Below are 26013 nucleotides of genomic sequence, written 5' to 3'. Positions count from 1 at the left end.
GATGCTCTTTACATCCTATTGCGGTAGCAGCTTAATTTTGTCAGAAACCAAAACTTTTATCTGCTGCTCCTGTTTTTGGTGAAAGGTGGCGAGGATAACTTTTACCCGTCTCGAAGTACCGGCGCTCTTAACGGCGATTTCAAACTCTCCATGTTGCAAAACCAAATCACAATCGCCCCGGTTTTTTTCTCGATGTTTGCCTAACGATTCAACGAGAGAATCGAGCGTGGTTTTGAAAACGCAGCTCATTACGACTTTCGGTCGCAATTGGGTCATCTTCCTAAACAGCTCCGGATTCCAGCGCTCCATCAAATCAACTGCAAGCTCGGGTCCTTCCGCTCCCGGATTAAAGTCGACGAACCCGGCGCAAATCTCTCTTAAATTAACAACGTCAATCCGTACGTACTGGCTGGCGTCAGTCCTGGCGATCTCGGCCCGCAGTCCATCGTCCTTAATCCTCTTCAGCGCTTCTCCACGCACGCGCTCATCGGTATCGTTCTTGGCGATCTCGATCAGCAGCGTTTGATCGCTCAGCTTACACACCGCCACGCGTCGCATGTCTGAGAGCTCGGCTGTCTTCGCTATGTCGGTGAGTAGAACATGGTCGGTCAACTTCTCGACCGCCGCAAAGCCGGCATCGTAATTCCTATCTGTCTTTGCCACCTCTGCGAGCAGACCCTCGTCAGTCAGCTTCTCCACCGCCGCCACTTGGACACTGTAGAACTTATCCGTCTTTGCGATCTCGGCGAGCACGCCCTGGTCGGTCAGTTTCTCCACCGCCGCCACTTGGACACTGTAGAACTTATCCGTCTTTGCGATCTCGGCGAGCACGCCCTGGTCGGTCAGTTTCTCCACCGCCGCCTCTCGTACACTATAGATCTTGTCCGTCTTTGCAATCTCGGTGAGCAGACGTTGGTCGGTCAGTTTCTCCACCGCTGCTTTGCGTACATCGGGGTTCTCGTCCGTCTTTGCGATCTCGGCGAGGATCGACGGATCGGTCAGCTTCGTGACCGCCACCCTACGTACATTAGAGTCGGCGTCCGTCTTTGCGATCTCGGCAAGCAGTGTTTGGTCGGTCAGCTTCTCCACCGCCGCCTTACGGACTTTCCAGTCGCTGTGTTTCCATTTAGATCGGAACAGATCCATCAACCCCACTGCCCAAACTCCGAGATGCCGTACCAAACATCAGAATACATCGCACATAGGATCATTATTTGATCTGTGCTCAAAAGGAATCACTCCGTTGGCCACGCATGCCTTTCACCTTCCTGAAGAATCAGCATCAGATCAAACTCATTCAACTCGTACCTATTGAGAATATCTCTGCGTACTTCCGCTGCCGCATTGCTGCCACGGCGATTCATTTCATTCACAAGCTCATTAAAATCCAAATCGGCTTTTTCCATTCCATATTTCCGCAGGAAAGCCCGTTTCCATGACTGTATGTAATCCCGAAAAATTTCCCTTTTCTTATTTTCAGCCAAGTCAAGATCCAGCTCCTTTCCTTGAATTTTACGAATCTTCTTCCAGAGCTTCCGCCCTTCTTCCGATCGCGGATGGAATTCGAGAAGGCGTAAGATTGTACGTTCAGCATCTTGATACAAGCCAAGATCAAGTTCAGACCATGCCCGTAGTTCTAAGAGTTCTCGGTCCTTCGGATTCCGTTGAAGTCCCTGATTCAATATTTGAAGTGCCTCGAGATATCGCTCCACAGACCGATACAGCAAGCCACAGGTAAAAGCAATCTTGCAATAATCGGCTGATTGAAGTTCGGCTTTTCCCTCGTCTAATCTTATCGCGAACTCAAACAACTCACAAACGTCCATGTAATAACCTTTCAGGTCCTCATGACTCATCCCCTCGGGTGCGTTTTTGCTTTTTGCAATTGCAAGCGCATACCTCAGGGTGGGCGAAGCCGGTGCCAGATCAACTGCCGTTCCAAATTCTTTAGCTGCCCCTTCCCAATCTTCCCGCTCCACAAGTTTCATTCCGCGCGAGTAAAAATCACCGGCCTCATGCGGCAAAGAAGCTCTTTTAGGTTGATACGAAGCTTTATCCTCCGCAAGAACGGGTGATTGTTCGATCGGGTTCTCATTATTGTATTGTTCTAAACACAATTCAAAATCACGAACATTAATTCCTATATGATGGTTGTGAAGTGTTTGCCACCCGCTTTTTAGCATCTCGCGGCATTCAGAAGTTAGCTCTGCTTCAAGGCCGAAGTATCCAGCCAAAGGATCTTTTTGTCCTGGAGCAACAAAGAATACTTGGACCGTTTCAGTTGATAAAAAAGCCTCGATTATTTCTCGGTCCTTCTCATCATCGGGGCAAAGCGGGTGTTCTGCTAAGTATGGGTAACCAAATTTGAGTTTGACCCCCGGTGAGTCGACGCTCACAAAGATCTGAACGAGTCCGCCATGGCTTAAATGATAATAAGCGAAAGCCACTTCTACGGAATTTCCTCTCAGCATTTCAACAACACCGCTGGCTTTCGCGAAAATGGCAGGATTGTGTGACCCGGAAGGGACGATTACGGTTGCAGCCCAGTTTGCACGCATAAAACCCGGGTCAGCTAGCAATTTACGATCAACAGCAGAAGGGATCTCATTCTCTGGAGGGAGCCGCACAATGATTTGACGCACATGTTTCTCTTCATTTTTGGAGAAATACCATGTGGCGACAGTCATTAAGCGGACTTTCAATTCTCGCGCTCAGGTCAATTGAGCAAATCGTGTTTTTGATTTACGGTAATTGTAACATGGTGTAAGCTGCTGAGGTCGCAAAGAACGCAAAGATTCTAAAATCTTCCCTATCTACGCGCTGCTTCTGTTAAAAAAGGAATCAGGGATTTGTGGAGTCCAACTCTGGATCGGGAGGAGGTATAAAGAAGAGGATGCGGCTGCAATTTTCGCAGGTAATGATGGTATCGTTCCGTCTGATTTCTTGAAAGAGCTGCGGGCGGATCCGCATCTGACACTCCAAGCATACTGCGTCACGCGCTTCTGCAAGAGCAACACCCTTGCGGTGAGTTGCCAGACGTTCGTATTCTTCCAGGATGTGAGGAGGAATCTGTGAAACCCAGTGCTGGCGTTTGTCTTTGAGTTCGTTCATTGCATGCTCCAGCTTGTCCGCTTCGCCCTGAATCACCCGTTTCTCATCCAGCAACTCTTTTTCTTCGCGATCCTTTACTTTCTGGGCTTCATCGATCTGGACTTTTAGGATTTCTGCTTCTTCCATTTGAGCAAGAATCTGGTCCTCCATCTCGCGAATAGCCTGGCTGACCAGCTCTATTTCATGTTGGAGTCCCGTGTATTCCTTGTTCGTTTTAACGCCATCCAGCTGCTCTTTGTATCGCTTTCGCTTCGTTTCGATCAACGCAAGATCGCCTTCCAGTTCTCTCCGTTTTTTCTGATTTTCGGCGATCAGATCCTGTTTTTCCTGAACATGGCGTTGCGCGCGGTCGAGTTTTCGATCCACTTCTTTTATCTGGATGGGCATCTGGGAAAGGCGGCTATTGAGTACTGCAATTTCCCGGTCGAGAAAATGCAGCTGTATCAGTGGTTGTAAATTCACTCCCATACTTTGAACACTTTTAGCCTCTTGAACCTCTTGAGCTTTTCTGGATGGGCCCACCTGGACTCGAACCAGGGACCAACCGGTTATGAGCCGGTAGCTCTGACCAACTGAGCTATGGGCCCAAGGCGCGTCGACGCGTCGCGCGTCTCCGCGTCGTCGCGTCAGATGCGACCGTTCAAAAAATTCTTGATGACTTTACTTCGGGAAGGATGCCGCAACTTGCGCAACGCTTTCGCCTCTATCTGGCGAATTCGTTCCCGGGTGACTGAAAAAATCTGTCCGACTTCCTCAAGTGTGCGTTCACTTCCATCACCAATTCCAAAACGAAGCTTAATCACCATCTCTTCGCGCGGAGTCAATGTCTTCAAAATGTCTTCAATCTCTTTTTTCAGACTGACATTGATCACCGCATCCGAAGGAGAAATCGCCTTCTGATCTTCGATGAAATCGCCCAGATGGCTGTCTTCTTCTTCCCCGATCGGAGTTTCCAGAGAAATGGGTTCCTGCGCGATCTTCAAAATCTTCCGGACTTTAGAAACAGGCATTCCCATCCGTTCAGCAATCTCTTCGGAGGTAGGCTCTCTTCCTTTTGCCTGAACGAGCGCCCGTGAGGTCCTCACCAGCTTATTGATCGTCTCGATCATATGCACCGGAATGCGGATCGTGCGAGCCTGATCCGCGATCGCACGCGTGATGGACTGCCGGATCCACCAGGTAGCATACGTGGAGAATTTGTATCCCCGTTTGTATTCGAATTTTTCAACGGCTTTCATCAAACCATTGTTTCCTTCCTGGATTAAATCCAAAAACTGCAATCCACGATTCGTATATTTCTTCGCAATGGAGACAACCAGACGCAGGTTTGCTTCGATCAACTCTTTTTTTGCCTGATCGACCTGGGATTCTTCGTCTTCGATAACTTTGAAATTGTCCTTCATCTCCCGGATATCGGAGTGATATTCAAATTCCATCTTTCGAATTCGATCATGCAGTTCCCGAACCTGGTGCCGGATCTCTTTTTTCCGTTCTTCGCTCTTTCGTCCCTGGTCCAGACTGGCGCGAAGATGCTTGATTTCATTTTCCCATTCATCCAGCTTCGTCAACATTTCTTTGATTTTGCGGATAATTCTGCCCCGTTGCTGATCGTTTAACTGAAGATGCTGAATGTACCTGGAAACTTTTCCGCGGTTCTGGTCAACTTTATCCTTGTAACGGTTGATGGCCGTTTTGCTGACAATCTTTTTCAGCTTCTCTTTCAGTTTGATGTAATCATCATCCAGGTGTGAAATTCTTTCCATGATGTGCTGGATCTGACGATACTTCGTATCGATATTCTTTTCATTGAATTCATCTTCTTGAACATGGAAAAAATTTGGGATTAGATTCTTGTTTTTCTTGATCCTCAGCCCCAGCGCGAGAACTTCCTTAATCGCAATCGGGGCCAGCGAAATTGCACGTATCAAATTCTCTTTGTGGAGCTCGATACGTTTTGCAATTTGAATTTCGCCTTCACGCGTAAGAAGGGGAACAACACCCATCTCACGCAAATACATACGAACCGGATCGTAGGTTTTTGCGTAATTCTCAGGCTCCTGTTCGTTCGCCTCTTGCTCTTCAAAATCCTTCGAGAATCCAGGCTCCGCCGCCGATGGATACTTGCTGTCTTCTGAATCTACAACTTCGATTCCAACGGAATCGAACATCGTAAAAAGCTCGTCAATATCGTCGGAAGAGTTGATAATCTCGGAGGGCAATACGTCGTTGACTTCGTCGTATAGCAAATAGCCTTTTTGCTTGCCATCGTAGACAAGCTGTTTTATTTCGTCGTATTTATCGTCTATGGACAAACGGATTACCTCCTAAAAGAAAGGAATTGACATACGTTGCCCGTCCTTTGAAGGCGAACTCGGATATTTGACCCCGATCCAAGAAAATGCTTTTCTTGCAAGTTGTTGTTTTTGTGGGATTTAGTCCATAGAGTCCGGGACCCACACCAGAACGGCATGATAATAATATAGGAGTTGCCCTTAGAAATGCAAGAAGGATTTTGAATACTGGAACCGCCACGGCGCCAAGACGCCAAAATTGGATATTTTTTCTTTTTTCTTGACGACTTGGCGTCTTGGCGGTTTAAATATCACGCATGCCTTTCTGGCGTTTGGATTCACGGGCCAATTCCAGGCGCTGCGTCAGCGCCTCTTCGTCGTCGAGACTCAAGCCTAGATACTGTCTCTGCCTGTAATAAGGACGAATGTAAGAATTTAGCCAGTCGAGGGCGTTCTCTTTGCTCGGTTGAGGCGTGTTTTCTTCCATAATGAGGCCGGTCAGGAACTTTTGAACTTCCGGTGGAAAGTGATGAATGAGGTCTGCAGTATTCAAATCTTCACCGGAGCAGACAATTTCTTTTAACTGACGGAATAAATCCGCCTGTGGCAGTTCACCCAGATCCTCTTCTTGAAATTCAGGAAGGACCTCCTTTGCAATGCCTGGATCCATGCAAAAAATTTGGAGCAGACTCCGTTCAACGTCCGCAACCGTCCTAGGGGCAGCCGATGTCCTTTTGGAAGTCGTGCTTTTTCGAACCCTGCGAAACTGTTCTTGAATGAGATTTGGTGGCACGCCCATGGCAACAGCAAAGTTTTTCGCGAGATCGATTTTTTCAAAAGGATTTGCAATCGCATCCACGAATCCGAGCAACTCTTCCGTGGCGGCCAGCTTACCTGTGGAACTTTTCAGATCATACTTTTGCTCAAGATTTCGAATCAACATTTGATCGTATCGAATGGAGCGATCGATTTCATTCTGGAATTCTTCAGGTCCGCGCTGCCGGATGTACGAATCCGGGTCCAGGCCTTCCGGTAGATTGGCAACACTCACCGAGAAATTCTCACGGAGCAGAATCGGCAGGGCGCGCATGACAGCTGCTTTACCGGCCGTATCCGGATCGTAAAAAAGGATGATGCGATCGGTGTACCGGCGCAGAAGCCTCGCCTGATTTTCGGTCAGGCTTGTTCCGCAGGATGCAGCGACGTTCTGATGTCCGCCTTGAAACGGCACAATCATGTCGAAATAACCTTCCACAAGGATTGCAAAACCTTTTTCCTGAATGTGCTCCTTGCTGAAATAGAGTCCAAACAACTGATTCGATTTCGAATAGACAGGGGACTCCGGACTGTTCAAGTACTTTGCTTCTTCGTGAGAGCCTTGAAAAATCCGGCCTCCCAGCGCGATGATGTTTCCATGAATATCGTGAATCGGGATCATGATTCTGCTGCGATAGCGGTCGTAATAACCTTCGCTTTGCCGCGCGATCACCAATCCGCATTTTTCCAGCATGCCAGGTTTTACGTCCCGTTTCTGAAAGTGTTCCAGCAGGGAATTCCAGGAGGCGGGCGCCCATCCAAGCTGAAAACGTTTCACGGTCTCGCGTGTAATCCCGCGCTGCTCCAGATGATCCAGCGCTTCTTTTCCCGATTCGTGACTCGTTAAAAGATTGTGATAGAAATCGGTGGCCTGCCGCATCAAGTCCAGAAGATCATCTTTTTCTTTTCGCTCACCCGTGGTTGTAAATTTCAACGGAATTCCATAACGGGAGCTGAGAAGCTGAATGCATTCTCTGAAATCCAGTTTCTCCATCAACATCACGAACGTGATCACGTCGCCGCCGCTTCCGCATCCGAAGCAATGAAACATTCCGTTCGATGCTGCATAGAAGGAAGGAGTTTTTTCCGAATGGAAAGGACAAAGCGCTTTAAACCGGTTTCCGGATTTCTTCAGGGATAGGTAATGGCTGAAGATTGTCAGCGGATCCACAACTGCTTTCAGTTGCGCCAAAAAATTTTCTGAGCTTGCCATGCACCAGAGATTATAAAGCAAAGTAGCGCGGGCGTCCCGCCGGCGAGAGCTCCGCAGACGAGATGCGCAGGCGGGGACGCCCGCGCTACAATGTTTTCAAAACTGCTATCGTCACAGCGTCGCCGCCACGTTCTTGCGATTCGGAGTGGGATCTTGCGACGTGAGGGTGATCTTTCAGCAGTTCTGCGATTGCTTTTCTCAGCTTTCCCATGCCATAGCCGTGAATGATCCGGACTTCCGGGAGCTGGCTCAGAATGGCATCATCAAGATACTTGTCCACGTTTCCCAGCGCTTCCTCCACTGTCTGCCCGATCACGTTGAGTTCACGGGGAACATCTTTCTTTTCGGTGTGCAACTGAATCCCTTTCGGCAATGTCTTCGCAATCGATTCCTTTTTTTCCAGCTGGTTGAGCGGAACAACAAACCGTTTGTTCCGGATCAGAACTTCCGCCTGATCTTTTTTGGCGGAAAGGAATTCTCCGAAGTCTTTGTACAATTCGACCCAGACGCGGTCCCCTGGCTGAAGATCGGAGGCGGCGATTTGAGGCGCTGAAGAAGTGGTCGTTTCCTGGAGTTGCTGGATCACGGGAGCGATTTCCGCTTCATATTGTTTGCGGATTTGCTGGCGTATTTGAGAGTCCCGAATCCGGCTTAACAGATTCTCGACGCGCGCATTCAGTGTCCGAATCAGATCCACGTTCTGCGTCCTTAGCTTCGTTCGTTGTTCTTCCAGCTTCAGTTGCAATTCGCCGAGTCGTTGCCTTTGTAACTCCGCGGTTTCGGTCCACTCGGCTTTCTCTTTTGACAGCAGATCCTGATTCTTTTCCAGAATTCGGATTTTCTCTTGCAAACTTTTTTGAAAGTCCTGCACCCTCCTTAAGTCTTCATCTGTCATCCCGCGTGCCCTTTCGAGGACCGGCTCCGGAATTCCGAGACGGCCGGCAATCTCCAGTGCGTGACTCGCTCCGATCTGGTCGAGCAAGACGCGGTAAGTGGGCAGGAGATTCTCTGCATCGAATTCCATTGCCGCTGTCAAACAGGCCGGATGATTGAAGGCAAACATTTTCATCGCGCTGTGATGCGACGTTACCAGCACTTTTACATCGCGTTTGAGTAACTCTTCCAGAACCGCAACTCCGAGATGCGCTCCTTCTTCAGGATCCGTTCCCGTTCCCAGTTCATCCAGCAGAATCAAGCTTCTACTCTGTACATTCGAAAGTATTACTACTAATGACCTTATATGACTGGAAAAAGTACTGAGACTCTCCGAAATGCTTTGCTGATCCCCGATATCTGCCTGGATAGTGTTAAGCGCGGGCAGACGTGTGCCTTCTGCAGCCGGAACCGGCAGGCCGCAGTGTGCCATCAGGGAAATCAAGCCCGCGGTTTTTAAGAAAACCGTTTTGCCGCCGGTATTAGGGCCGGTCACCACGAGCGCTTTTTTTCCTGCCGGCAGTTCCATGCTCAGCGGAACGACCGGTCTATTCTGCTTTTGCAGTGTGGCCATCAACAGCGGGTGCCTCGTTTCTCTTAGACTGAAACTGAACTCTTGAGAAAACTCCGGTACGATGCAATCAAACGCTTTCCCAAAACGTCCGCGCGCAAGAACGAGATCCAGTTGAATGAGCTGCTGAAGGGAAAACAGGAGCGGATCCACATTTTGCGCCGTCAGAAGCGTTAGTTCTTTGAGGATTTTCCGTATCTCTTCGCTCTGACGGTCGGCAAGTTGGGCGAGCTCATTATTGAGCTCCAGAACAGAGAGGGGTTCCACAAATAAGGATGCGCCGCTTCCGGATTCGCCGTGAACGACTCCACGGATCGCATTCTTTTCTTCCGACCGGACCAGCAAAACCGCGCGGCCGTGCCGGTAAGTCACGTAATCTTCCTGCAGGGCACTCCTGTAACGGCTATCGCGGAAAAAGCGCTCCAGCGCATTTTCCACCCGCGATTGGAGCTGCAAAGTTTGCTTAATCACGCGCACGAGCTCCGGCGTGGCATCCTCTTTTACTTCACCGGTCGGCTCAATTTTGGAAACGATCTCAGCTTCCATAGTCCGCAAGTCCGGCAATCGCGAACAGGCGGCGTAGAGTCGCGGAAACTCTTTGCTCCATCCAGCGCCTGTGTTTCGGATTTCATTGTTGATGGAAGCAAGCCTTCCAATGCGGTAAAGATCTATTCCTTCGGCAACGTGATTTTCAATCGCTGATTTTTGGATCAGGACCTCTACATTTTCCAGCCCGGACAGGGAAGGAAGTGCACCTTTCTGCGCGCAAAACAAAGCATCGCGCGTCAGTTCCAGCTCTTCCAGCAGGTTTTCAACCGGCGCGATCGAGTGAGCGCGTTCCCGCGCTGCCGGTGAAGTGGTGTAGCCGGAGAACAGTTGCAGAAATTGCGGCCATTCCAACACCGCCGCACTTTGTTCCGATATTTGCATTTTTATCTTGTCGTTCTTGGCGCCTTGGCGTTTTATAAATGATTAATGATACTGGCGATTTGGCCGGCGCCGAAGCCATTATCAATATTTACAACGGCAAGGGCTGCGCAGCTATTCAACATGGAAAGAAGAGGAGCAACGCCTCCGAAATGCGCGCCGTATCCAACGCTTGTTGGCACAGCAATCACCGGAGCTGAAACCAATCCGGCGACAACGCTGGGAAGAGCGCCCTCCATCCCGGCAACCACAATGATCACGCGCGCATCCATCAGGCGCTCTTTTTCAGCGAGCAGTCTGTGCAATCCGGCAACGCCGGCATCATACAAACAGTCGGTCCGGTTCCCGAAAAGATCCGCAGTCACCTGGGCTTCTTCTGCCACCGGAATGTCTGCCGTTCCGGCAGAAATCACAAGGACCTTTCCTTTTCCTGTGTATTCCCGTTTTCTTCGGATGGTAATCGCTTTACTGTTGAAATGGAATTCCGCCTCCGGAAAATCTTTTAGCAGCAACTGAAAAACTGATTCACTGCTACGCGTAATCATGACGTTCGACCGGTCGCGGTAAAGACTCTGCACGATTCCATGAATCTGTTCAGGCGATTTTCCGGTGCCAAAAATAACTTCGGGAAAACCTTTGCGCATTTCGCGGTGGTGATCCACTCTTGCGTAACCAAGATCTTCAAAAGGCAAACGCTTGAGAATATCCAGAGCTTCCTGCTCGCTCACGCGCGCATTCTTGTAATCCTCCAATAGTTTGAGAAGCGTTTTTGTATCCATATTAGGATGCCGCTATGATCTTCTCTGTTTCCGTTGTCTCCGTGGTCCCGCGTACGACGGCCATCGCGCTTTTCTCTTCCTGAAAAGTCCTTTGTGCAACTTCTTGAAGCTCGCCTGTGGTAACTTTTTGAACGAGTTCCCGATACACGGGCGCGTATGGCAATTTGTGTCCCAGGATCAGGCTGTTTGTGTAATCCAGTACCCGGGAGTTTGCCGTTTGCGTACTCAAAGTGTAATTCCCGATCAAGGCATGGCGAGCATTTTCCAGCTCTCCTGCTGCCACCGGATGTTTCTTCAGTTCTTCCAGCTCTTGCCACATGGCTTCCAGTGATTGCGCTTCTTTGGCCGCTTCGCCCGCAATGTATGTCACGAATGCGCCGCCGTGCAAAGCGGAGAATGTTGAAGCATGGACAGTATATGCCAGCGCTTTCTTGCTTCTTAAATTCAGAAAAAGTCTGCCACCCATTCCCGACAGGATTTGTTGCAGCGCATCATAACTGGGAATTTCCCCACTTGTTGCAGGCGGACCAGAAAATCCAAGAACAAACGCAGTTTGCTTCTTGGTTCTATTCTCGACTTCCATGTGTCTCGCCGGAGCTTTCAGCGGAGCGGGCGGTTTCAAATCATCTCCCGTTTCGTTCAATCCGGCCATGCCACTTTCCAGAAGATCGAACATTTGACCGGTCTCAAAAGTTCCTACGATGGTTACAATCGCCCTCCTGCTGTTCCAAAGTCGCTTCTTCCAGCTCAGCAGTTGCTCCCGTTCCATCGCGGTCATGGTTTCTTCGAGGCCTGTTTCCGGAAGTGCATAAGGATGAGTCCCGAAAAATGCTCGATGAAAAAGTTGCATAGGACGGACAAAATTATCATCCATGTTTCTGCGAATGACGGAAATCACTTTTCCTTTTTCTGTTTCAATTTCGGTTGCAGGGAACCGGGCATCCAGAATGCAGGCAATCAAGAGATTCCACATCTCAGGAAAATATTCAGGCATGGCTTCCATTGTGAAGCCGCTGAAATCACGGTAACAATTGAATCGTGGCGGATTTCCCAGCGCATCGAAGCGGGACGCCAGTTGTTCCGCATTTAAGTCCGAAGTTCCCTTCAATGCGGCACGATGCAGCAGATGTGTGATTCCTGCATTGATAGATGATTCCTCGTTGCGTCCTCCGAGAAAAAAGATTCCTGCCGCTATAAACGGATAATGCGTGTCCGGTTGCAAAATGTAGGTAGCGTGACCCTTCCGGATCTCGGGTTCTTGCAATGTCTTCACTCTAATGGGATTCTCCCGCGGAGTGAGTAGCGCGGGCCTCTGGCCGGCGAAGTCTCGCACGCGGGACGCCCGCGCTACTTTGCCTAAATCAATTTTGTATTCGTCCACAGAAATCTCCGGTATTTCAGCATTCACATATTCGAGAACGGAGAGATTCTCCATACGGATGTATGTGGCGGCAGCTTTCACAATTTCTTCTTCCGTCACTTCCTGCATTCGGTTGATGTGTTGTTCGATTCGTTCGTACGACCCGTAGGCCTCGTAATAAGCGAGCAGCTCGGCCAGGCCCAGCGCTTCTTCTGTTTGCATCGCTTGATGCAGACGAAGTTTATTTTTGATTTTCTGGAGTTCACCGGCTGTGATTCCGTTTTCATGTAGATCAGTCAAGACAGACCAGGCGTCTTCTCCTGCGGTCCGGATTTTTTCCGCTTCCGTGATCGCAGTAAGCATGAGCAGACCAATGTTTTCATAGGCTATGTAGTAGCAGGAAGCTGAACTTGCCGAGCGTTTTCTTTCCACAAGATGGCGATGCAGGCGGGAGCTTCTTCCGCCGGACAATAAAAAGACCAAACACTCCACGACCGGTCCGTCGGGATGCAACACTCCGGGAGCGTGAAATCCCCAATGCAAGTAACTCTGCGTAGCGATTGCCTTTTTGGCGGCGTAGCGGATGCCATTCTGCGGCGGTTCTTCCGGCCCAAAATCTTTCATCAGATTGCGGTTTTTCATCGGCGATAGAAGATGATCGATGCTTTTGCGGATTTCGCGCGGATCAAATTTTCCCGTGACGGTGATAACCATATTCTGCGGTTGATAATAGCGATGGAAATAGTCGAATAGATGATCGCGTGTGTAAGACCTGAGTTGTTCAGGCGTTCCGATTCTCCAGCGCTTCATTCTGTGTTGTGTGTAAGCAAGCTGAATCAACAGCTCCTGGGAATAGGCGGAAGGATTGTCCAGTTTCCGGTTGAATTCTTCGATGACGACTTCACACTCTTTCCTCAATTCGTCTTCCGGGAAGAGAGGAGCTGCAAATGCATCGGACATGATATCCAGCGCTGCCGGCAAATTTACGGCCGGCACTTCACAGAAGTAATTGGTTTGATCGTAGCTGGTGCTCGCATTGATCATGCCGCCCAGGGCTTTCATGCGGATTCCCATCGTGCCCGGCTCAGGATAGCCGGCGGATCCCTTGAAATACATGTGCTCCAGCAGATGCGCCAATCCGACTTCCGAATCGGTTTCGCAAAAGTATCCGGCTTTGACGCAAAAATGTAGAGCGGCGGCTTCAGAATTCTCCAAAGGATGCATCAACAGAGTCAGCCCATTCGGGAAGTAAATCCTTTCGGTTTTCCTGAGCCACTCGATTATTTGTTTCATAATGAAGAGTTGAAGAAATTCTTCTTCTATTGAATTCTTCGAACAAAGATGAGAGTGCTGTCGTCTAAGGGTGGCGCCCCGCGCGTAAACTCACGAATCTGGCGCTCGAGACTGGATGCGAGATCTTCCACACCGGCGGAACGATTACCCATGATAACCTTTACGACCCCTTCTTCGCCAAATTCTTTTTCATCAGGATCCTGCGCTTCAGTAATGCCGTCTGTGTACAAAAACAGCAGATCATGTAAATCGAGGCGCATTTGCTGAGCTTTGTACTGCGCGCTTGCGATAATTCCTACCACAGGACCGCCTGCCTGGAGCAACTGGTAACCATCCGCTTTCATGCAGATCGCAGGATTGTGTCCCGCGTTAACATATTCAAAGGTGTGATTCAACGTATCGAGTTCTCCATAGAAAACAGTGATGTATTTGTTGGGGGGTGAGTTTTCAAACATCACATTGTTCAGATGAGCCATCAGCGAAGAAGGAGTTTCTTCACTTCTAACCAGGGTCCGTAGAGACGCCTGGAAGGCCGCCATTAAAAGCGCCGCACCCACTCCTTTCCCGGAAACATCCGCAATCACAATGGCCAGTTTCCCGTTTCCTTTGTCAACGAAATCATAATAATCCCCGCCGATCTCGTAGCAGGAGTGATTTACCCCGTAAATCTCGTAGTTCGGATGTACGGGATTCACCTGGGGAAGCAACCGTCTCTGAATTTGTGCTGCAACCGCAAGCTGTTCTTCGATGCGCTTCTTTTCCAGTTGTTCATCCAGAAGAAGCGAATTTTCAATTTTGACAGCAGCCATGTTGGCGATCAGAGCAATCAAGCGCAAATCAGATTGCGTGAATGTGCGACGTGAAATCAAGTTATCGATGTAAATCAAACCGATTACATTTTTTTCATTCCACAAAGGCACGCAAATGATCGAACGGATTCCCTGCATCTGAATGCTCTGCGCGGAACCGAATCGCGCGTCCGCCTGAGCGTCCAGTGTAAGCACCGCTTTTTGATTGCGCATGACTTCATCGATGATCGTGCGGCTGATTTGCAGGTTCTGATCCGCATGCGAATTGCGGACAACCTTCAGCTCCAACTCGCGCGGATTTTTCGGATCCAGCATGATGAGAGCTCCGCGTTCAGCCGGCACTGCTTCAAAAACGATGTCCATAATGACTTCAACAAGTTTGTCTATCGGATAATGAGTGATCAGTGTGGCCGCGGCCTGTTGCAATGCGGGCCACAGATTTTCCCCGGCGCCAACCGGCGTGATGCCGGAAATCGCTTCCTCGGTGTACCTGCGAATATTCAGCTCGTCGGTATCGATCATGAACGTTGCTTCCATGCCGAGAGCCGGAGCGGTGTCCCGGACTTCTACACGCTCGGAAATCGGAGAGAGATAGCGGATGGTAATCTCCCCCAGTTGAATGACATCTTCATTCTTGAGAGCAGATGCCTGGCGAATCCGGATCCCGTTCAAAAAAGTTCCATTCCGGCTGCCCGTATCTTCCACGAGGTACTTGTTATCCTTTTTGACGATTCGCGCGTGGTGGCGAGACAGGGATAGGTTATTGAAGGTGAGATCGTTTGCCGAAGAGCGTCCGATGGTGAACGCTTCCTTGGTAAGGTCTACTTCAAACGGTTTTTCGTGCTTTTGTTCAACCCGCAGTAACGGCATCAAATCCCCACAATCAAACCCGATCGGTGAACGCATAACATTATAACTATTTCACCTCAGTTTTGTCATTTGGAACCGCTGGCAAAGTAGCGCGGACGTCTCGTCTGCGGAGCGCCACAGGCGGGACGCCTGTGCTACTTTGTTTAGCGTCTAAACTAATCCCATTGCTTTTTTGGCGAGTAGGAGTGTCTCACGTGCTTCTTCCTGGGCTCGCTGGCTGCCGGTGCGGAGCAGTTCCTCGATTTTTCCCGGTTCCTGCTCAACTGCTTTGCGGCGTGCCCGAATGGGATCAAGGAAACGATTCAGCGCTTCTGCCAGACGCTTTTTTACTTCCACATCCCCGACTTTGCCCTGAATGTAACGCTCTTTTAGTTCAGCGACTACCGATTTGTTGTCATTGAATGCATCGTGATACTGAAACACAGGATTTCCTTCCACATGTCCCGGATCGGTCGCGCGCAGTCGGGTTGGATCCGTGTACATCCGCATCACTTTCTTCGTTACTGTTTCCGCATCATCCGAAAGGTAAATGGCATTGTCCAGAGACTTGCTCATTTTTGCTTTGCCGTCAGTTCCCATTAAGGTGGGAACTTCTCCGATCATCGTTTCCGGAATTGGAAAGACTTCTCCATAAAGGGAATTGAAACGCGTTGCAATCTCCCGCGTAACTTCAAGATGTGATGCCTGATCCTTCCCGACGGGAACGAGATGGGAACGCACCATAAGAATATCGGCTGCCTGCAAAACAGGGTAAGTGAGAAGCCCGAGTGTTGCGGCGTCAAAGTTTGCTGCCTGCATCTGTTCCTTCAAAGTCGGAACACGCTGCAACCGGGGCACGGTGACGAGCATCGAAAAGAGCAGGGTCAACTCAGCAACTTCGGGAACGAGTGACTGCAAATAGATCGTTGTTTTATCGGGATCGATCCCAACGCTCAGATAATCACAGACAAGTTCATGAACGTTCTCAGAGATATTGGGTATCCGGTCGTAGTGTGTGGTGAGCATGTGCAGATCGGCAATGATGAAAAAGCAGTCGTATTCGTATTGAAGTCTTACTCGATTCGCTAAAGTGCCAACATAATGGCCGAGATGCAGTTTACCGGTGGGGCGATCCCCGGTCAGGATCCTTTTTTTCATAATTCTAGTTCCAAAGTAATGAGCTATGAGTAATGAGAATTCCGGGCCATGGTCTCATTGCTCATGACTCATTGCTTTGGCACTTCTTACGAAAAGATTGTAACAGGGATGAAGGTCAGGATGAACACGATGGCGGCCACAATTCCCCAGATCACGCGGGCGAAGCCGATTGGTTCGTCATCATTCATAGTGGGAGGATGCCGGAAGCCGGAAAACAATTTCAACACAAGAAGCATTCCGCTGAAGAAAAGCCATTGAAATCCCGCCATGGGAGAGCGCGTGAAGCCATATGCTGCAAGGCCGAGCAGGCCTCCCCAAAAGAGCCAGGTAATTTTGTGCGCGTGTCTTCGAAACAGAGAATAAGAAATATGTCCGCCATCGAGTTGCGCAATGGGAATCAAATTCAGACTTGTCGCGAGGCACGCAAACCAGGCTGCAAATCCAACTGGATGAAGCATTCGATCCATAGAATCCGGCGCGAAGAGCTTAAAAATCAAAGGATCACCCAGATAAAGTTGTCCCGCCGTAGCGGCAGTCTTTGGGACCAGCGGACTCCAATGAATCCCCAGATATATAAAAGGAAGCGCTACGAAAAAACCGGCCAAAGGTCCAGCGATTCCAACATCAAAAAGGGAGCGACGGTTCGGAAAGGGAGCGCGAATGCGGATCAGAGCGCCAAAAGTGCCTGTTCCAACAATCGGTGCCGGCAAAAAGAACGGCAGGGTCGCATTGATACCGTAGTAACAACAGGCCAGATAATGCCCCATTTCGTGGCACAACAGTATGAGCATGATCGCAAAGGAGTAGCCGATTCCTTTGTAAAGCAGTGCAGGATTTGCAAAGACCTGCTGCAGAAAAGTAATGGGGTCCGGCGCCGCTCCGCTGGTTTCGTGGAGAAGCATCCAGTAGGCCCCCCAGAAAAGCGTGGTGAGAACGGTCAGCAAGAAGAGAGAAGCGTGAAGAAAATAGCGCTGCGATGGCGCCGCCGAATAATCAATCGCTCCAGAAAAAATCCGTTCAGACATCGTAACTAATTTAAGTTTTTAACGCAAAGAAGCAAAGCAAAGATTTGTAGTGGCAGAGCATTGTCCGTAGTAATCGTTTGAACTTCTTTGGGCAATGGAACTCTGCGCCAGCATGCATCCTTATTTTGCCGAGACAATGCTCTGCTAGCTCCCGCGGAGTTGCAGAGCATTTGCGCGCAGTATTTATGTGGCTCAATGGCAGATAAGTGAGAGAACAGGTTTATTTCACAAAACTATGGCAAATACTCTGCCATTACCACTTCACGGGATATTTTGCAGATTCTTGCCCGGCTTGAAGCGGATTGTTTTGCCGGGTGGAATTTCAACTTCCTCTTTTGTGCGCGGGTTCCGTCCGATTCCGCGCTTGCGGGGTTTCACCTGGAAGACGCCGAAACCTCTCAGTTCGATCCTGCGACCATCCGTCAGAGCCTCACGCAGCGACTCGATCGCGGCATTCACAGCCCGTTCGGCCTGTGTCTTTGTGATTTTTGTTTCCTTGGCGACTATGTCGACCAGATCTGCTTTTATCATTTGGGAAGCATATTATGTCAGCCACATTTTCAAAAGTCAACTCATTGTAAAACAACAGCTTAGTGGCTATTGCTGGAACCCGAATTGTGGCGGTGACGACTTCCCTTCATCGATGGTTCCGTACTTGGATTCATATTTAGAAACGTTATCAAGGATGGCATTTCCCAGTCTTTTCGCATGTTGGGGGGACACAATAATTCGAGCGAGTAATCTTGCCATCTGCGTATTCGGTAGAAGCGCAAAAAAATCAATCCAGAATTCTTCTGGCGTGTGGACCACCTGCGCCATCGTTGAATATTTTCCCTGCAAAGTGGCTTCGTCCGCCTGTACCTGTATATCAATTCGCTTCTCTTCCATTATTCCTCCTGTAGGATCTAACCGCCAAGACGCCAAGGCGCCAAGCAAATCAGAAGTTAATTCTAACTTATCCTGCTTCTAACCGGTATGTTAAACTCAAAAAAGACGATGCGTTTTCTCTATGCCTTTCTATACACTTGCGCCTTTTTCCTTGCTCTGCCTTATTTCCTGGTTGCAGGTCTGGTTCGTGGAAAGTATCTTTCCACGGTCTGGCAGAGATTCGGTAATATCCCATGCCGTAGCGATGTTCCTTCCATCTGGATTCATGCGGTCAGTGTCGGCGAGTTTCTCGCGTGCAAAACGCTGATCCGGAGAATTCAGAAGCTCGCGCCCGGTATTCCGGTTTTCGTGTCAACGACGACGCTTACGGGGCAGAAACTGGCGCGGCAACTCCTGCCCGAAGCTGCCTTCTATTTCCCTTTTGATTGGAGCTGGTGCATCCGCAAAGTTTTTCGAAGCCTCGAACCGAAAGTCGTGTTCGTCATGGAAACGGAAATCTGGCCGAACTTTCTCTGGACAGCGCAAGCAGCCGGTATCCCCGTGATCTTGATCAACGGCAGACTCTCGGACCGGTCTATTGCCCGGTACAGGTTGGTAAGGAATGTGCTCCCAAAATTTACCGAAAGCTGGATGCAGACCGAGGAAGACGCTCAGCGGATGAGATCGCTGGGAGCGGACTCTGTTCACGTAATGGGAAATCTTAAATACGATCTTCAATCTCCCGTTCCAACGAAAGAGCTCTCTTCGGTGATTACGTCATGGAAGAAGCTGAACCTGCTCTGGATCGCCGGAAGCACCATGTCAGGGGAAGAAGATTTGGTTCTGGATGTATTCATGAATCTAAAGCATGAATTTCCTTTGAAATTGCTGATCGCTCCTCGCCATCCCGAACGTTTTTCAGAGGTTGCCGATGTGGTGTCTGGCAAAGGATTAGAGGTTACTTTGAGAAGTCACGGTAAGACTGAAAACACCGATGTAATGATTCTGGATACGATTGGCGAACTGGCCGGTGCCTATCAATTTGCGGATATCGTGCTCATCGGCGGAACGTTGCTGAAAACGGGTGGGGGGCATAATCCAATCGAGCCCGCTTATTTTGGAAAACCAATCATCGCAGGACCCAATTTTTCAAACTTCCGCGCCGTCGTTCAAGATTTTCAGAAGAAAAACGCAATTCTAATCACGGATCAATTGCTTGCCGGCATGAGAGATTTATTGCAAAACGTTGAGAAACGATTCCGGTTGGGCGAAGCTGCCAGGACGATTGTAGAGGAGAATGCAGGAGCGACCGATAAAGTGCTGGATGTGCTTACACGGGTTCTGGAGCAGCGAGCGCCCGCGGTGCTTGGCTAGGAATGTTCTGGAGCCGGCTGCGAAATTACCTGTATGACAGAAGCATTCTAAAATCGGTACGCGCGCCATGTTTTGTGATTAGCGTTGGAAACTTAACCTGGGGAGGAACAGGTAAAACTTCACTCGTAGAGACGTTGAGTCGTTTTTTGATCTCACAAGGACGTCGACTTGCGATCGTGAGTCGCGGGTACCTTCGCGCTTCAACCGGTCCCAAACTCATATCCGACGGTTCCAGCTTGAAATGTTCCTGGAAAGAGAGTGGAGATGAAGCTTATCTTCTGGCTACTACGGTACCACAAGCGATCGTTGCTGTGGCACAGGAAAGATCCGATGCTTTTCCTATACTTGCTTCGTTTTCTCCCGGTGTGATAGTACTGGACGATGCATTCCAGCACAGACAGATCGCGCGCGACCTGGATCTTGTGTTGATTGATGCAAGCGAAGACATCACCGCTCAAAAAGTCATTCCCTTTGGCAAATTGCGCGAAGAAACCCGTTCGCTCAAGCGGGCCGATGCGGTTGTCCTGACGCACTCAAATCAGATGCATGCTGCGACAAAAGAATGGATTTCTCGAAACGTGCAATGTCCGGTTTTCCATGCGAACTATTTGCCGAACTTCGATGTGCCGCTTGCGGGGAAAAAAGTTGCTGCTTTCTGCGCAATCGGATCCCCTCAACATTTTTATAGACTTCTGTTTGAACAGGGCGCTGAGCTTGTCGCAGCAAAATCTTTTCGCGATCATCACGTCTTCACGCGTGAGGAAATCGAAGAATTCCGCATGGAAGCGACGCAGAAAGGAGCCGAGTTCATGTTGACCACCGCCAAGGACGCCGTGAGAATAGATCCGGAATGTTTCGATCCTTCTCTAAAGGTGATCCGTGTAAAATTGCAGATAGCTGAAGAAGCCTTATTCTTTGAATTCTTGAACAAAGCAATGCATCGAGAAAAAGCGTAATGTGTTATGGAACCGGTTTCCTCCCCCTTATGAAGGGGGAGGCGAGGTGGGGGTTGGGAATATATCCAACCTCCCCCCTAACCCCCTCCTTCATAAGGAGGGGGAGTCCAAGCATCGTACTTACTCAATGAAACTGCGGTATCAATTCGAGCGATTTGCATTCTGGTTGGCTTGTCAGCTGGCGCGAATTCTGCCTCGCGACGCTTTTCTTGCGCTTGGAAGATTTATGGGTCGTTTCATTTATCGATTGGATGCGCGGCATCAAAAAATTGGGGTGAGCAATTTTCGTTCGGCATTTCCGGATTCGACCCGGGAAGAAGCGGAAGCAACAATTCGCAAATGTTATGAATTTTTCTCTGCCTATCTATTCGATATGCTCACATGTTTTCCGTCTTTGCCATCGGATCGCGTGGATAAGTTTGATATTGAAGGGATGGAGCACGTTGAAGCTGCGTATAAAAGCGGGAAAGGAGTCATTTTTTTCGGCGGTCATTTTGGAGCGTGGGAGTTGATGGCGCTCGCACAGGGAGCCAGCGGTTTTCCGTTGGGTCTTGTTGTGAGACGCCTGGATAATCCTTATCTGGAGCGTTTGTTGGAAAAACTTCGCGTGAGCACGGGGAACTACATCATCGATAAAAATCAGGGATTCCGGCCAATGCTAAAAGCGCTGCGAGAAGGTGGAGGACTGGCCGTATTGATGGATCAAAACGTCAGAACCGATGATCGCGTTTTCGTTGAGTTTTTTGGAAAGCCTGCTTCCACAACTCCTTCCGTGGCTCTTTTGAAATTAAAAACCGATGCTGTGTTGATTCCGGTTTCCGGTCATGTTCTTCCAGGAAATCGTTATCACTTTGTTTACGGGGCTCCTGTGGAAGTTCCAACTTTTGGTGACCGGCAGGAAGACGTTCGGCGCATCACGCAAGAATGCACTCGCGTGATTGAAGCAAATGTTCGAGCACATCCGGAGTGCTGGCTCTGGATGCACCGGCGTTGGAAAACGCAGCCGGAGGAGCCGGCTCTCACATGAAAAGAGCAATTTTCCTGGACCGGGACGGAACACTCATTCAAGAAGTTGGATATCTCCGCATGCTCGAAGATTTGCGGTTCACACCGCGTGCCGCGGAAGCCCTCCAGACGTTTGCAAGCCTCGACTATTTAAACATTGTGATCACGAATCAATCCGCAGTTGCGCGAGGCCTCCTCAGTCCGAAGGTCCTGAACAAAATTCATCAGAAACTCAAGACCATGGCAAAAGAGGAAGATGCCACAATACATGACATCTTCTATTGCCCGCATTTTCCCGAAGGTCGCGTTCCTCCTTATAATATTGAGTGTCAGTGCCGGAAACCGAAAGCGGGGATGCTGGAACAAGCGGTCGCAAAACACCACATTGATTTGCAGCATAGCATTCTGATTGGGGACAAGGTATGCGATCTGGAGCTTGGAAAAAATGCAGGCCTGCGAACGGTGCTGGTTCTTACCGGCTATGGGCCTCAAACGAAAGAGGAGTGGACTGAACCGGTGGAATGTTTTCCGAATCTATACGAGTTTTCAAAGAGTCTTGCTGCTGAAGAGAGATTGCTGTGAGTGAGCCCGCGATCGTTCTGCAAAATGTTTCCAAGAAATATGGAGAATTCCCAGCGGTAAAAAATTTGAATCTCACAATTCAACGCGGGGAAATCTTTGGATTTGTGGGGCCCAATGGCGCCGGCAAAACAACAACGATCCGGATAATCACCGGTCTTGCCTATCCCACGCAAGGTAAATTGACAATTCATGGAATGTCCTATGGCCGCCACGATCTGCAAATTAAGAGGATCATGGGATACATCCCGGACCGTCCTTATCTGTACGAAAAACTCACCGGACGCGAATACATGGAGTTCATTCGGGGAATTTTCAGCATCAATGGAGAGCCGGACCAGGTGGATCGCTATTTGTCGGTTTTTGATTTGACCAATTGGTCCGATGAGCTGGTCGAAAGTTACTCTCACGGTATGAAACAGCGCCTTGCTTTTGCCGGCGCTCTGCTTCACAACCCGGAAATTCTGGTCGTGGACGAGCCGATGGTGGGTTTGGATCCAAAAGGGATCAGACTCATTAAAGATCTTTTTCGGGAACTTTCGAAGAAAAATGTTGCTATCTTCATAAGCACTCATAACCTGGAACTGGCCGAACAGGTCTGTCATAACATCGGGATTATTTTTGAAGGGCAGCTGCTCGTGAGCGACAACATTGCCGGACTCCGCGCAAAAGCATCACTACCGGAATCAAGACTGGAAGATATTTTCCTCCGGCTCACCACTGAGGAAATTCGTTGACCGGAATTCTCGGGCTGGGTAATTTGCTTGGTCTATACTACAAGTCAGCCCGCCACTATCTGGTGCCGTTTCGATGGGGAAAATATCTAGCCATTTTCGGGATCGTGGCGCTCGGGGTTTCGTTACTGACGCTTGAGTTCTACGGCTTCCGGAAAGTTTTTCAATATATGAGCTCGCTCGAAGAATTCTCCTTGCTCTTCGTTCAATTCTTACTGGATCGCCTGTTCGGCCTTATTTTCCTGATCAGCTATTCCATGATCTTTATGAGCAGCATGATCAACGGTCTTTCCTGTTTTTTTCTATCTAAAAAGCTTCCTTTTCTTTTTACTTTGCCGATTCCAAGAAAAAGAATTCTCGCTGTGCAATTTATGGAGAACTGGGGGACGAGTTGCTATTTGATTGTTCTGTTCCTGTTCAGCTTTCTGCTTGCTTACGCAAATTCCTTTCATTTGAGCTGGCAGCAACACCTGTTGTTTGCCGTCCTGCTTTTGCTCTTTACTCTTTCGCCCGTTGCTCTTGGTAGCGCGGCTGTTGTTGCTTTGATCCGGTTTTTCCCTGTTCGCAGAATTCATCAGCTGGTCACTTTGTTTGCGTGTGTCTTTCTGGGCGCGCTGATGATTTCCATCCGGATGATGAAACCGGAGCGTCTGTTGAATCCAACCACAACTGACGATTTTGTGACGCTGATCAAAGACCTTACGATCCCTTCGATGAGCTATTTGCCGAGCGCCTGGACCAGCAGCGCAGCCGTTTACGGACGCGGATCGGCTGTGATCTATTTGCTTGTTTTTACTGTGGCGACGCTGTCGATTCTCGCGCTCTCTTTGAGAGCTTTCTACAGTAAAGCATTTATTTTTTCCCAGGAAAGCCGTTCGCTCAGAGGGAGGCCTGTTTCAAAAAGACTGACTCAAAAACCGGCGGGCCACCCGTCCTTTGCACTGATTCGAAAAGACCTGCGATTATTTCTGCGCGATGCGACTCAATGGTCGCAGCTCCTGTTGCTGGCCGCGCTTGTAATTGTTTATTTGCTGAACATCAAAAATCTCGCTATTCAACTTCCCATGGTCCGGTGGATCGTGTCTTTCATCAATCTCGGCCTCGCCGGATTTGTCCTCTCTGCATTGAGCGTGCGTTTTTTGTTCCCATCAGTTTCCATGGAAGGCAGATCTTTCTGGATCGTTCGAACACTTCCGGTCTCGTTTCGAAGCGTGTTATGGTGCAAGTATCTGATTTTTTTTCCTCCTTTCCTTTTCTTCTCGCAAATGCTCGTTTACTTTTCTAACAGGATCCTTCAAGTGCCGGACTTTTTTTTGTATCTTTCGATGGCGAATATTTTCGCTGTCTCCTTTGCATTGACTGGTTTCGGTATCGGCATCGGCGCGCTGATTCCAAATTTTAAAAGCGATAATCCTTCCCAGATCGCTGTCGGTCCGGGTGGTGTTCTTTATATGTTTCTGAGTTTTGTTTATTTGTCGCTGATGTTCGGGATTCAGGTGCGGCCGGTTTGGTACCACATCATGAACCGCACAAGTGAGATTCGCACGGAGCTGTATATTCTTGCGGCTATTTTGCTAACACTGGTTGTCGGATTGCTGCCGTTGGAATTGGGCGCGCGAAGATTGGCAAAGCGTGAATATGCCTGATAACAAAGTACCGCGGGCGTCTCGCCTGCAGATGAATCGTTATTCCCGACAGGAGCTTTTTCCCGGCATTGGCAAGGAAGGGCAGAGCAAGTTGCGCGCTGCAAATGTAACCATCGTTGGATGTGGCGCGCTCGGTTCGCTTCAAGCGGAAGTTTTATGCAGGGCAGGGATCGGAAGCATTCACATTATCGATCGTGACTTTGTGGAACACTCGAATCTGCAACGCCAGGCGCTTTTTACGGAGGAGGATGTAAAGAACCTGGTCCCCAAAGCGGTGGCCGCGCGAAATCAGCTGCAAAGAATCAATCAGGATGTGCTGGTGAAAACTGATGTTTCCGATCTGAGTCCGGACAATATCGATTTGCTCTCTGGAGCAAATCTGATTCTGGACGGCACCGATAATTTTTCGACGCGATACCTGATCAATGATTTTGCGTGGAAGAATCAAATTCCGTGGATCTATGGCGCTTGTGTGAGCTCCAGCGGAGTTGCGTGCGCGTTTATTCCGGATTCCTTTCCCTGTTTACGATGCCTTTTTGAAAACGAGCCGCCACCTGGAACAGCGCCCACCTGCGATACCGCAGGCATTATCTGGCCGGCCGTTGGAACCGTTGTGGGTTATCAGATTGCTGCCGCTTTCAAAATTTTGACCGGGGCAGAACAGCTCCCGGAGATTTTGCAGTTGGATGTATGGGATAACGAGTATCGGACTGTGTCGCTCGAAAAAGCGAAACGGTCGAATTGCGCCACGTGCGGTCTGCGCGAATTTCCATCTCTTGCGCAGAGTTCGGGATTTGACACTTCTCTTTGCGGTAGAGATGCTGTGCAAATTAAGCCCGCGCAAAAGGCGCATTTGGATCTGCAAGAGATCCATGACCGCTGGAGCAGGACAGGTGAATGCATCATGAATCCATTCCTTGTGAAACTGGTTTTGCCGGAAAATGAAATCGTGCTGTTTCCCGATGGACGCGCAATCATTAAAGGAACGGTCGATATTGCGCGTGCCCGCGATCTGTATGCAAAATATGTCGGTTCGTAAAACTTTGCACTTTTGCGTCATTGCGTTATCTCTATGCTTTTCCTTTTCTGTTTTTGCTCAAACCGATCACAACGGAAAAACAGAGCGTGATGTCGATTCCTACAAGCTGTCTCCGGAGCGCTATGAACAGGCTATCGAATACGCGCGGATAAGATACATTCGTTACTTTGTCAGCGCAGGTTACGGTTTGATCTTCGTGTGGCTCTTTTTGCGCTACCGTGTTGGTCCACGTTTTCGAAACTGGGCGGAGAGCGTTTCGCGGTTTCGATTTGTCCAGGTTGCTATTTTTACTCCGTTGTTGATTGGCGCCTTGACTCTTCTTACTTTACCGTTGGACGTTCATGGCCACTATCTATCGATGAAGTATCAACAGTCGATTCAAGGATGGCCTTCCTGGTTCTGGGATTGGACGAAATCTTTTCTCATAAGCGCGTCTGTTGCCGCGCTGGTGGTTTGGATCCTGTATGGCGTGATCCGGCGGAGCCCAAAAGCATGGTGGTTTTACTTCTGGCTTGCGTCCCTTCCTTTGATTTTCTTTTTCCTTTTCATCACTCCCCTGGTCATTGATCCGCTCTTTTTCAAATTTGAACCTTTGGACAGGAAAGCCCCACAACTTGTGGACGAAATTGAAAAGGTCGTGCAGAGGGGAGGGCTTCAGATTTCGCGCGATCGCATGTT

At 49.3% G+C, this 26013-nt stretch carries 21 protein-coding genes and 1 tRNA gene; 8 read left to right on the top strand and 14 right to left on the bottom strand.

Features of this window, described 5'->3' with window-relative positions; all coding sequences use genetic code 11:
* Positions 1-15: 15 nt before the first annotated feature.
* The 14 genes from L0156_01675 to L0156_01610 all read right to left on the bottom strand — a co-directional run bounded on the left by L0156_01675 (position 16) and on the right by L0156_01610 (position 18023).
* Complete coding sequence (locus L0156_01675; GenBank protein MCI0601703.1) at positions 16-1146, bottom strand: HEAT repeat domain-containing protein; 1131 nt, start codon at positions 1144-1146, stop codon at positions 16-18.
* 89 nt (positions 1147-1235) lie between these two features.
* On the bottom strand, positions 1236-2702 hold the full coding sequence (locus L0156_01670) for a tetratricopeptide repeat protein (protein MCI0601702.1): 1467 nt from the start codon (positions 2700-2702) through the stop codon (positions 1236-1238).
* A gap of 139 nt (positions 2703-2841) precedes the next feature.
* Positions 2842-3579 (bottom strand): C4-type zinc ribbon domain-containing protein, encoded by a 738-nt coding sequence (locus L0156_01665; GenBank protein MCI0601701.1) that lies wholly within the window; start codon positions 3577-3579, stop codon positions 2842-2844.
* Between the two features lie 45 nt (positions 3580-3624).
* A tRNA-Ile gene (locus L0156_01660) sits at positions 3625-3698 on the bottom strand.
* A 39-nt stretch (positions 3699-3737) separates the two neighbouring features.
* Positions 3738-5423: an RNA polymerase sigma factor RpoD gene (gene rpoD, locus L0156_01655; protein MCI0601700.1), complete on the bottom strand. Its 1686-nt coding sequence runs from the start codon at positions 5421-5423 to the stop codon at positions 3738-3740.
* Between the two features lie 283 nt (positions 5424-5706).
* Positions 5707-7431, bottom strand: a complete 1725-nt coding sequence (gene dnaG / locus L0156_01650; GenBank protein ID MCI0601699.1) for a DNA primase — start codon at positions 7429-7431, stop codon at positions 5707-5709.
* Between the two features lie 85 nt (positions 7432-7516).
* Entirely contained in the window at positions 7517-9865 is a 2349-nt protein-coding gene (locus tag L0156_01645; GenBank protein ID MCI0601698.1) for a Smr/MutS family protein, read from the bottom strand.
* Positions 9866-9897: 32 nt separating this feature from the next.
* Positions 9898-10641: a nickel pincer cofactor biosynthesis protein LarB gene (larB, locus tag L0156_01640; GenBank protein ID MCI0601697.1), complete on the bottom strand. Its 744-nt coding sequence runs from the start codon at positions 10639-10641 to the stop codon at positions 9898-9900.
* Position 10642: 1 nt separating this feature from the next.
* On the bottom strand, positions 10643-13294 hold the full coding sequence (locus tag L0156_01635; GenBank protein MCI0601696.1) for an insulinase family protein: 2652 nt from the start codon (positions 13292-13294) through the stop codon (positions 10643-10645).
* 26 nt (positions 13295-13320) lie between these two features.
* A complete protein-coding gene (locus tag L0156_01630) occupies positions 13321-15009 on the bottom strand; it encodes a SpoIIE family protein phosphatase (protein ID MCI0601695.1) in 1689 nt (562 codons plus the stop codon).
* A gap of 114 nt (positions 15010-15123) precedes the next feature.
* Entirely contained in the window at positions 15124-16110 is a 987-nt protein-coding gene (gene trpS / locus L0156_01625) for a tryptophan--tRNA ligase (GenBank protein ID MCI0601694.1), read from the bottom strand.
* A gap of 86 nt (positions 16111-16196) precedes the next feature.
* Complete coding sequence (locus L0156_01620; protein ID MCI0601693.1) at positions 16197-17135, bottom strand: site-2 protease family protein; 939 nt, start codon at positions 17133-17135, stop codon at positions 16197-16199.
* A 261-nt stretch (positions 17136-17396) separates the two neighbouring features.
* Positions 17397-17666 carry an integration host factor subunit beta gene (locus L0156_01615; protein MCI0601692.1) on the bottom strand — a complete coding sequence of 90 codons (270 nt, stop codon included), beginning with the start codon at positions 17664-17666 and terminating at the stop codon, positions 17397-17399.
* A 66-nt stretch (positions 17667-17732) separates the two neighbouring features.
* On the bottom strand, positions 17733-18023 hold the full coding sequence (locus L0156_01610) for a DUF3467 domain-containing protein (protein MCI0601691.1): 291 nt from the start codon (positions 18021-18023) through the stop codon (positions 17733-17735).
* 87 nt (positions 18024-18110) lie between these two features.
* On the opposite strand from L0156_01610, the gene L0156_01605 reads away from it, so the two are divergent.
* The 8 genes from L0156_01605 to L0156_01570 all read left to right on the top strand — a co-directional run.
* Complete coding sequence (locus L0156_01605; protein MCI0601690.1) at positions 18111-19376, top strand: 3-deoxy-D-manno-octulosonic acid transferase; 1266 nt, start codon at positions 18111-18113, stop codon at positions 19374-19376.
* Positions 19377-19378: 2 nt separating this feature from the next.
* The gene (gene lpxK / locus L0156_01600) at positions 19379-20332 is read left to right on the top strand and encodes a tetraacyldisaccharide 4'-kinase (GenBank protein MCI0601689.1); all 954 of its coding nucleotides are present in this window, start codon (positions 19379-19381) and stop codon (positions 20330-20332) included.
* Between the two features lie 127 nt (positions 20333-20459).
* Positions 20460-21359, top strand: a complete 900-nt coding sequence (locus L0156_01595; protein ID MCI0601688.1) for a lysophospholipid acyltransferase family protein — start codon at positions 20460-20462, stop codon at positions 21357-21359.
* Positions 21356-21919, top strand: coding sequence for an HAD family hydrolase (locus tag L0156_01590; GenBank protein MCI0601687.1), 564 nt, complete (start codon positions 21356-21358; stop codon positions 21917-21919). Before L0156_01595 ends, L0156_01590 begins: the two co-directional genes overlap by 4 nt.
* Entirely contained in the window at positions 21916-22653 is a 738-nt protein-coding gene (locus L0156_01585; protein MCI0601686.1) for an ABC transporter ATP-binding protein, read from the top strand. The genes L0156_01590 and L0156_01585 overlap by 4 nt, the downstream gene beginning before the upstream one ends.
* Positions 22650-24296 (top strand): hypothetical protein, encoded by a 1647-nt coding sequence (locus L0156_01580; protein ID MCI0601685.1) that lies wholly within the window; start codon positions 22650-22652, stop codon positions 24294-24296. The genes L0156_01585 and L0156_01580 overlap by 4 nt, the downstream gene beginning before the upstream one ends.
* 31 nt (positions 24297-24327) lie before the next feature.
* Positions 24328-25335, top strand: a complete 1008-nt coding sequence (locus L0156_01575; GenBank protein MCI0601684.1) for a ThiF family adenylyltransferase — start codon at positions 24328-24330, stop codon at positions 25333-25335.
* Positions 25322-26013, top strand: a 692-nt coding sequence (locus tag L0156_01570; GenBank protein ID MCI0601683.1) for a hypothetical protein, incomplete at its 3' end; no start/stop codon positions are given. The genes L0156_01575 and L0156_01570, both read left to right, overlap by 14 nt.

The sequence above is a fragment of the bacterium genome (genome assembly GCA_022616075.1).
Taxonomy (GTDB): Bacteria; Acidobacteriota; HRBIN11; order JAKEFK01; family JAKEFK01; genus JAKEFK01.
The sequence above is the reverse complement of the archived record's forward strand: the minus strand, read 5'-3'. Positions and strand labels throughout refer to the sequence as shown.

Coding starts and splice junctions, on each gene's coding strand:
- L0156_01675 (MCI0601703.1), bottom strand. CDS start 1,146: ATGGATCTGTTCCGATCTAAATGGAAACACAGCGACTGGAAAGTCCGT.
- L0156_01665 (MCI0601701.1), bottom strand. CDS start 3,579: ATGGGAGTGAATTTACAACCACTGATACAGCTGCATTTTCTCGACCGG.
- dnaG (MCI0601699.1), bottom strand. CDS start 7,431: ATGGCAAGCTCAGAAAATTTTTTGGCGCAACTGAAAGCAGTTGTGGAT.
- L0156_01645 (MCI0601698.1), bottom strand. CDS start 9,865: ATGCAAATATCGGAACAAAGTGCGGCGGTGTTGGAATGGCCGCAATTT.
- larB (MCI0601697.1), bottom strand. CDS start 10,641: ATGGATACAAAAACGCTTCTCAAACTATTGGAGGATTACAAGAATGCG.
- L0156_01635 (MCI0601696.1), bottom strand. CDS start 13,294: ATGAAACAAATAATCGAGTGGCTCAGGAAAACCGAAAGGATTTACTTC.
- L0156_01630 (MCI0601695.1), bottom strand. CDS start 15,009: ATGCGTTCACCGATCGGGTTTGATTGTGGGGATTTGATGCCGTTACTG.
- trpS (MCI0601694.1), bottom strand. CDS start 16,110: ATGAAAAAAAGGATCCTGACCGGGGATCGCCCCACCGGTAAACTGCAT.
- L0156_01620 (MCI0601693.1), bottom strand. CDS start 17,135: ATGTCTGAACGGATTTTTTCTGGAGCGATTGATTATTCGGCGGCGCCA.
- L0156_01615 (MCI0601692.1), bottom strand. CDS start 17,666: ATGATAAAAGCAGATCTGGTCGACATAGTCGCCAAGGAAACAAAAATC.
- L0156_01610 (MCI0601691.1), bottom strand. CDS start 18,023: ATGGAAGAGAAGCGAATTGATATACAGGTACAGGCGGACGAAGCCACT.
- L0156_01605 (MCI0601690.1), top strand. CDS start 18,111: ATGTTAAACTCAAAAAAGACGATGCGTTTTCTCTATGCCTTTCTATAC.
- lpxK (MCI0601689.1), top strand. CDS start 19,379: ATGTTCTGGAGCCGGCTGCGAAATTACCTGTATGACAGAAGCATTCTA.
- L0156_01595 (MCI0601688.1), top strand. CDS start 20,460: ATGAAACTGCGGTATCAATTCGAGCGATTTGCATTCTGGTTGGCTTGT.
- L0156_01590 (MCI0601687.1), top strand. CDS start 21,356: ATGAAAAGAGCAATTTTCCTGGACCGGGACGGAACACTCATTCAAGAA.
- L0156_01575 (MCI0601684.1), top strand. CDS start 24,328: ATGAATCGTTATTCCCGACAGGAGCTTTTTCCCGGCATTGGCAAGGAA.